This window comes from Pseudarthrobacter sp. MDT1-22 (assembly GCF_054511035.1).
Genome location: NZ_JBTNDK010000056.1, coordinates 1 through 5,705, shown reverse-complemented (window position 1 = coordinate 5,705; position 5,705 = coordinate 1). Strand labels below are relative to the sequence as shown.

The window sequence follows — 5,705 nt, the reverse complement described above, 5'->3', positions numbered from 1 at the left end:
TCTGGGCGTCCACAGCGAGGACTTTGCAGGACTGGGTGGAGGAATCCACTCCGATGACAACGCTCATTGACTATTTTCCTCATCGATCTGGTCATTCAGGGCTAGCGCCGTGACGTGTGGGTCACTGTGGAGGAAGAAGCGGCGCTCGTCGCCAGGGCTGAGCGCGAGAAGGTCACCGTTCCGAACCTGCTGATTTCGTCCGCGCTGTCGGAGCACTCCGATTCACCGACCGAACGCCGCGCCATTGCAGCGGAACTGATGTCCCTGCACAATCTCCTGGCCCGTTCGTCCAACAACATCAACCAGCTCGCACGGCAGGCGAACGCCACCAGCGAGTTCCCTGTTGAAGCCCGCGAAGCGCTGAAGCACATTCGCACTGTAGCCATGCGCATTGACGACGCCATTGACGGGCTGATGCAGGGATGATTCCGAACATCACTCGCGGTTCACGTATGGGCGGGCTCATGGTTTACCTGGCATCGACCGATGCGAACAAGACCAAGAACGCCCACCAGGATCCGCACCTTGTTGCCGGTGACGCTGCCATCATGGCGTGGTACGACGACGGTGTGCTGGACCGCGACGATGCCCTGGCCATTGCCAAGCATCTGGACCGGCCGCGCAAGATGTTCGGTGTCTCGGTTCAGATCAAGGACATGGAGTGGGACGCGGCGAAGAAGGAGCGCGTGCACGTCGGGTACAAGGATGCCAGCGTGTGGCACTGCTCCCTCAGCCTGCGCGCCGAAGAGGGTGCACTGACGGACCAGCAGTGGGGCGATATCGCCAACGACTTCGTTGACTCTATGGGCTTCACCGAAGCCAGCGGCAAAGCACGGTGCCGGTGGGCCGCGGTGAACCACGGCACGTCCGAAAACGGGAACCACCACATCCACCTGGCAGTGTCTCTTGTCCGCGAGGACGGCACCAAAGCATCCACGCATGCTGACTACAAGCGTGCACAGCAGACCTGCCGCGAGCTTGAGGTCAAGTACGGTCTGGAACAGCTCTCCATGGTGCACGCCACCCGTGGATACGACCGGGCCGAGAAGGCCACCGCCGTCAGGGATGACCGCGAAATGCACAGGTCATCACTGGCACGGAAAGTACGCGCCAGCGCCAGCGCCTCGGCAACCGAAGCGGAGTTCGTACGCCGGGCCCGCGACACCGGAATGCTCGTCCGTCCCCGCTACGCCAAGAACACCACCGACGTCATTGTTGGGTACTCGGTAGCCGAACGCCCCACCCAGGGGGAGCGTCCTATTTGGTTCGGAGGCGGCACCCTCGCCTCTGACCTGAAACTCGGTGCCCTCCGTGAAGAATGGATGGACTCACCACACCTGGCGACCGATGCTGCAGCCGAGTGGAACGCGGCGGCACGCAACAAGCGCACGGTCTCCAAGACCGGTCCCGAGAACGCAACGCCACCGGCAGAAGCATGGGTGGAATACACCCGTAACGCCACCGCCCTGGCAGACCAGCTACGCACCATCCCGCGTGACGATCACGCAACCTGGGCGAAGGCCGCACGGGAAGTTTCCGGAGCGTTCGCGGCATGGTCTTACCGGCTCGAACCGACGCCCGGGCCACTGGCGGCCACCGCTGCTGAACTGTCCCGCACGGCGCAGTTGCGCGCACCACGACAGCACAGCAAACCCGTCGCGCTGCCCTCCATTGCCGGTACCGCCATGTTGTTCATGGCCGCATCGAGCAAGAACAAGACGGCGGCGCAAACGGCACTCATGGTGCAGCTGATCAACACCGCCTTTGCCGTCTACGAAATGCACGCCCAATCTGGGCGGACCCGTGAAGCGCAACGCATCCGCTCAGTGGTCGAGCACCAGCTGGCTCCGTTCACCGGAACCATGCCGAAGGCTGTCCCGGTGGGTGCCGGGCAGCAGCAAGCCACGGAGTCAGCAGTGCCGCCCAGGGCGATTGATATTGCCAGGCGTGGCATGGTGCCCATCCGTCCGGGATCAGTGGTGCCATCAACGCCAACACCGGCCAAGACCTACCAACTCAGCCGACGCGACTCCGGGCCGGGCCTCGACCGATAAAGACCACCACCAACTGCAAGGGGAACAGCATGAGTGAATCAGATGGAATGGATGATGTCCTGGACGGCGGGCTGCGGCAGTCGCTGATGATCGCCTCCCGTATTGCCGAGACCCTGGCCCGGCGGCGGCAGGAATCCCAGCGGCACCAGGAACACCAAGACGCCCAGGTGGCGCACGAAGCCCAGGCCCGTCTCGCCGCCGAACGAAGCGCCGCCCACGCAGCACTGGCGCCCGTCGAGAAGGACCAGTGGTGGGACAAGGCACAGCCAAACGACATTGCTACGGCACACGCCGTCGCCGAAGGCTGGAAGGACCACGACCCGGCCGCGCTGGCAGCGTCGGAAAAGATCCGTCAGGAGGTCCTGACGCGGTACGGGATCGACACCCACGACGTCGGCACAGACGCCGCCTACCTGGAGTCAGGTATTCAGGCGATCACCACCGAGAAGGCCCGGCAGGACGAACTGGCGCGCAGCCAGGAAGAGACGCGCAAGGCCACCGCCGAACACGAGAAGGCCATGCAGCTGCTCGCAGCAGCCCGCGCGGAAGAACTCCGCGCACAGGCCGCGAAGCTGGCACCGGAAATGGAGCGTCACCAGGTGCCCGTGGAGTACCTGGCCAACCCCGAGCTGGCCCAGGCATTGCAGACCGCGCACACCGCGAAGACCCCCACAGCGGTAGAGGCAGCGGACGCCATCGTGAAGGAACGCATGTTCCTCATCGGCAAGGACGGCATCAACGGTCCCGACATGGACCAGCTGCGGAAAGAGACCACCGCGAACGTCAACGGTGCCGGCGACTCGCACTTCGAGGATCCCGAGTTCGTGAAGGCTGCCAAGGAGATGCACGAGGCCAAGCTCTTGGCCGAGGGCGGTTTCAAAGGCTCCGAGCGGACGCCCGTGGAGCAGCGGTACGAACGCGCGGAAAAGGAACTCTTTGCCCGCATGGAAGGCGTCGGCCGCGAAATCGAGAACCGCGTCACCGGCAACGAAAGCAGTCGGCTCAAAGACCAGGGCCTCAAAGCAGAAAGCACGTCAGCCGCCGACTACGGCTCGGCCGAACACCACGAAAAATTCGCTGAGTCCCTAGAAAACAGCGGCGCGAATGAGACCCAGATACGCGGACGCCTCGCGGCAGCTCGCAGCGAGGGCACACACCCCAGCGCAGCGGTGACTATGGGCAAGGGCGCCACCAAGGCCAGAAGGTCGAGCACAGAGGCAACAGTGGGCTCTGAGAGGAGCAAGAACGGCCTGTCCCGCTAAAACATTTATCCACAAAGAGCGGTTCACCTGGAACATTGCACCGTACGTTGCGGACATCATCCACGACTCCGCGAGGAGGACCGATGGAGTATGTGCGAGGGTGGTCACTTGCAGTCCTTGCTTCCGACCCTTGGATTTTGGTCTGGCGAGGTACTCATGTCATGAAACGGCAATCGCCGGCGTTACCTGAGGCCTGAGGCTGGGGTGCCTTTAAGCAGTGGATCTCGCAGCCGGTCCCAATCCGTGACCAGAGTGACTGCCACCAACGCAACAAGTAGCCCCCAGCACCCACCACGAAGTACGGACTGGCTGTGTTTGCCGTGCGCTCAAGCCGGGCCTATCCATCTTGGCCCGGGGAGTTGCACTGGCGCGGTTCAGGCAGCCTTGTGCCGGCGGGGGTCGCGGCCGCGTGTGCCGTGTCCGGGTCTTGCGGGCGTGCCGGTGGCTGTCCAGGGTGGCGGCGGACCCGCCGGCCTGGAGTCCCGGACCCAGGCAGGCCCGGCCGAACCCGATCCCACTGCCCTTGCTCCCGGGCAGACCAGCGCGCACGATGACAGATGACAACAAGGACCGTTCCGCACGGACCGGCCTAACAACCATAAACGGAGGATTCATGACCAGGGACGCCAATATCCACGCCCAGGAGCGCTTCGGCGCCGCTGTAAACAGCGGCAAACTCGAAGAATTCGACGACGTCGTCGCGGCCGGCTGTGTCGACCACGACCCGGCACCGGGACAAGGACCGGGCCCGCAGGGATTCAAGGACCTGTTCACAGGGTTGCGCTCTTCTTTTCCGGATCTGCACCTCGACGTCGAACACCTCACAGCCACCGACGTCGACGTCGCGTTCGCCTACACGATCACCGGGACACATCAGGGGCCGCTGATGGGCCACCCGCCCACCGGCAGGAGCTTCAAAATCCGGGGCATGCAGATCGGACGCTTCGAAGACGGCAAACTCGTCGAGCGCTGGGGCAGCAGCGACCAGCTGGGCATGCTCACCCAACTCGGGCTGTCCCCGCAGCCATGAAAATCGTCCGCGCACTGGCCACCGGGGCCGCAGCAGGCGCCGCCGGGACCACAGCCCTGAACACCCTCACCTACCTGGACATGGTCTGGCGTGCCCGCCCCGCCAGCAGCACACCCGAGGCCACCGTCGAAAAACTGGCCGACGTCACAGGGGTCAAGATCCCGGGCACCGAGGAAGAACGCACGAACCGGTTAGCCGGGCTCGGCCCGCTGACAGGACTTGTCGTCGGCGTCGGCGTCGGCGCGGTCCTCGGCCTTGTCCGGGAGGCCGGATACCGGCCCGGACTCCTCGGTTCGTCACTGACTGCGGCGGCCGGCGCACTGATCGGCAGCAACGGCCCTATGACCGTTCTCGGAATTACCGATCCCCGCACCTGGTCTCCCGCGGACTGGGCCAGCGACATCATCCCGCACCTGGCCTACGGCATCGTGACCGGCGCCGCGCTGCACACCCTGGACCCGGCCGCCTCCCGCCCGCTTTGACCCAACGGGCAGACTTCCCCGTTGCACCTCCGAGCGTCCAAGCCTTCTTCCGGATTTCTGGCCGGGCGCAGAAAACCCGGGAATCCGGTTCCCGGCAACACGCCGGTGAGGCAGCGATTGCCCACCTCCTGAGAGGGGGCAGGAGCCCGGTCCATCCATAAGGGTCCCGGGATCATGGGGTGTTCCTGGCTGGCAGCAGGCGGCGGCCGGTCCCCTGATTTCGAGTACCCGGCGCCCTGCCGGGATCGGCGTAACGGAACGGTCACATTCCGGGGCCCCACCGCCTCCGCGACCTGGTTCATGGCGGCCCCGATCAAGCTGCGATTTCCCACCAAAGTGGGCTCAAGTCAGATTGACAAAATCATGGGACCGACTTGATTCAGAGACGCGCCAGTGGCTCCTGGATAATCCGGGAGGCGTGATGGTGCCGCGCACTGTCACTGCCATGATCAAGCAAAATTCCGCGGGGCACGTCGACGTCGACGGGCACGGCCAGATGCTGCTTTCCCGTGAGGATCTGGATTTTATCCGCGAGAAAGAAACGGGCGTGGGTACGGGCCAAAACAGCGAGGAATTGCGGTTCTTCGATGCAACGCAGCCCGGAAAGCGCGGATAAGCCATGGGGTTTGTAGGACCACCTGGGGATACCGTTGGGGATGCCCGAGACCCGCCCATGTGCCGGTCCCCGCATCGGTGAGTTGCCGCGTGGAAGGCAACCGGGCCAGGGAAACCTCGATCCGGGAAGACGAGCGCAGACCCTTCGGGACGCACGTGCCGGTAACGAAGAAACGAATATCTCCGTTCCAGACCCCACTTCGTTCCCGGTGTACTGCGTCCTTCTGCCGGGGTGTTATTTCACGGTGAGGGTGCCTTTCAT

6 protein-coding genes are annotated in these 5,705 nt (G+C 64.3%); all 6 read left to right on the top strand.

The features are described 5' to 3' along the window. Window positions 1-114 precede the first annotated feature (114 nt). The gene (gene mobC, locus ACX80M_RS20690) at window positions 115-426 is read left to right on the top strand and encodes a plasmid mobilization relaxosome protein MobC (RefSeq protein WP_252603864.1); all 312 of its coding nucleotides are present in this window, start codon (window positions 115-117) and stop codon (window positions 424-426) included. Beyond that, window positions 423-2,054, top strand: a complete 1,632-nt coding sequence (locus ACX80M_RS20685; RefSeq protein ID WP_252603862.1) for a relaxase/mobilization nuclease domain-containing protein — start codon at window positions 423-425, stop codon at window positions 2,052-2,054. The genes mobC and ACX80M_RS20685 overlap by 4 nt, the downstream gene beginning before the upstream one ends. A gap of 29 nt (window positions 2,055-2,083) precedes the next feature. Next, window positions 2,084-3,316: a hypothetical protein gene (locus ACX80M_RS20680; protein ID WP_252603859.1), complete on the top strand. Its 1,233-nt coding sequence runs from the start codon at window positions 2,084-2,086 to the stop codon at window positions 3,314-3,316. Window positions 3,317-3,929: 613 nt separating this feature from the next. Next, on the top strand, window positions 3,930-4,346 hold the full coding sequence (locus tag ACX80M_RS20675; RefSeq protein WP_252603856.1) for an ester cyclase: 417 nt from the start codon (window positions 3,930-3,932) through the stop codon (window positions 4,344-4,346). Next, the gene (locus ACX80M_RS20670; RefSeq protein ID WP_252603855.1) at window positions 4,343-4,828 is read left to right on the top strand and encodes a hypothetical protein; all 486 of its coding nucleotides are present in this window, start codon (window positions 4,343-4,345) and stop codon (window positions 4,826-4,828) included. Before ACX80M_RS20675 ends, ACX80M_RS20670 begins: the two co-directional genes overlap by 4 nt. A 445-nt stretch (window positions 4,829-5,273) precedes the next feature. Continuing rightward, window positions 5,274-5,444 carry a hypothetical protein gene (locus ACX80M_RS20665; protein ID WP_252603852.1) on the top strand — a complete coding sequence of 57 codons (171 nt, stop codon included), beginning with the start codon at window positions 5,274-5,276 and terminating at the stop codon, window positions 5,442-5,444. Window positions 5,445-5,705: the final 261 nt, after the last annotated feature.

Coding starts and splice junctions, on each gene's coding strand:
- ACX80M_RS20665 (WP_252603852.1), top strand. CDS start 5,274: ATGATCAAGCAAAATTCCGCGGGGCACGTCGACGTCGACGGGCACGGC.
- ACX80M_RS20680 (WP_252603859.1), top strand. CDS start 2,084: ATGAGTGAATCAGATGGAATGGATGATGTCCTGGACGGCGGGCTGCGG.
- ACX80M_RS20685 (WP_252603862.1), top strand. CDS start 423: ATGATTCCGAACATCACTCGCGGTTCACGTATGGGCGGGCTCATGGTT.
- ACX80M_RS20670 (WP_252603855.1), top strand. CDS start 4,343: ATGAAAATCGTCCGCGCACTGGCCACCGGGGCCGCAGCAGGCGCCGCC.
- ACX80M_RS20675 (WP_252603856.1), top strand. CDS start 3,930: ATGACCAGGGACGCCAATATCCACGCCCAGGAGCGCTTCGGCGCCGCT.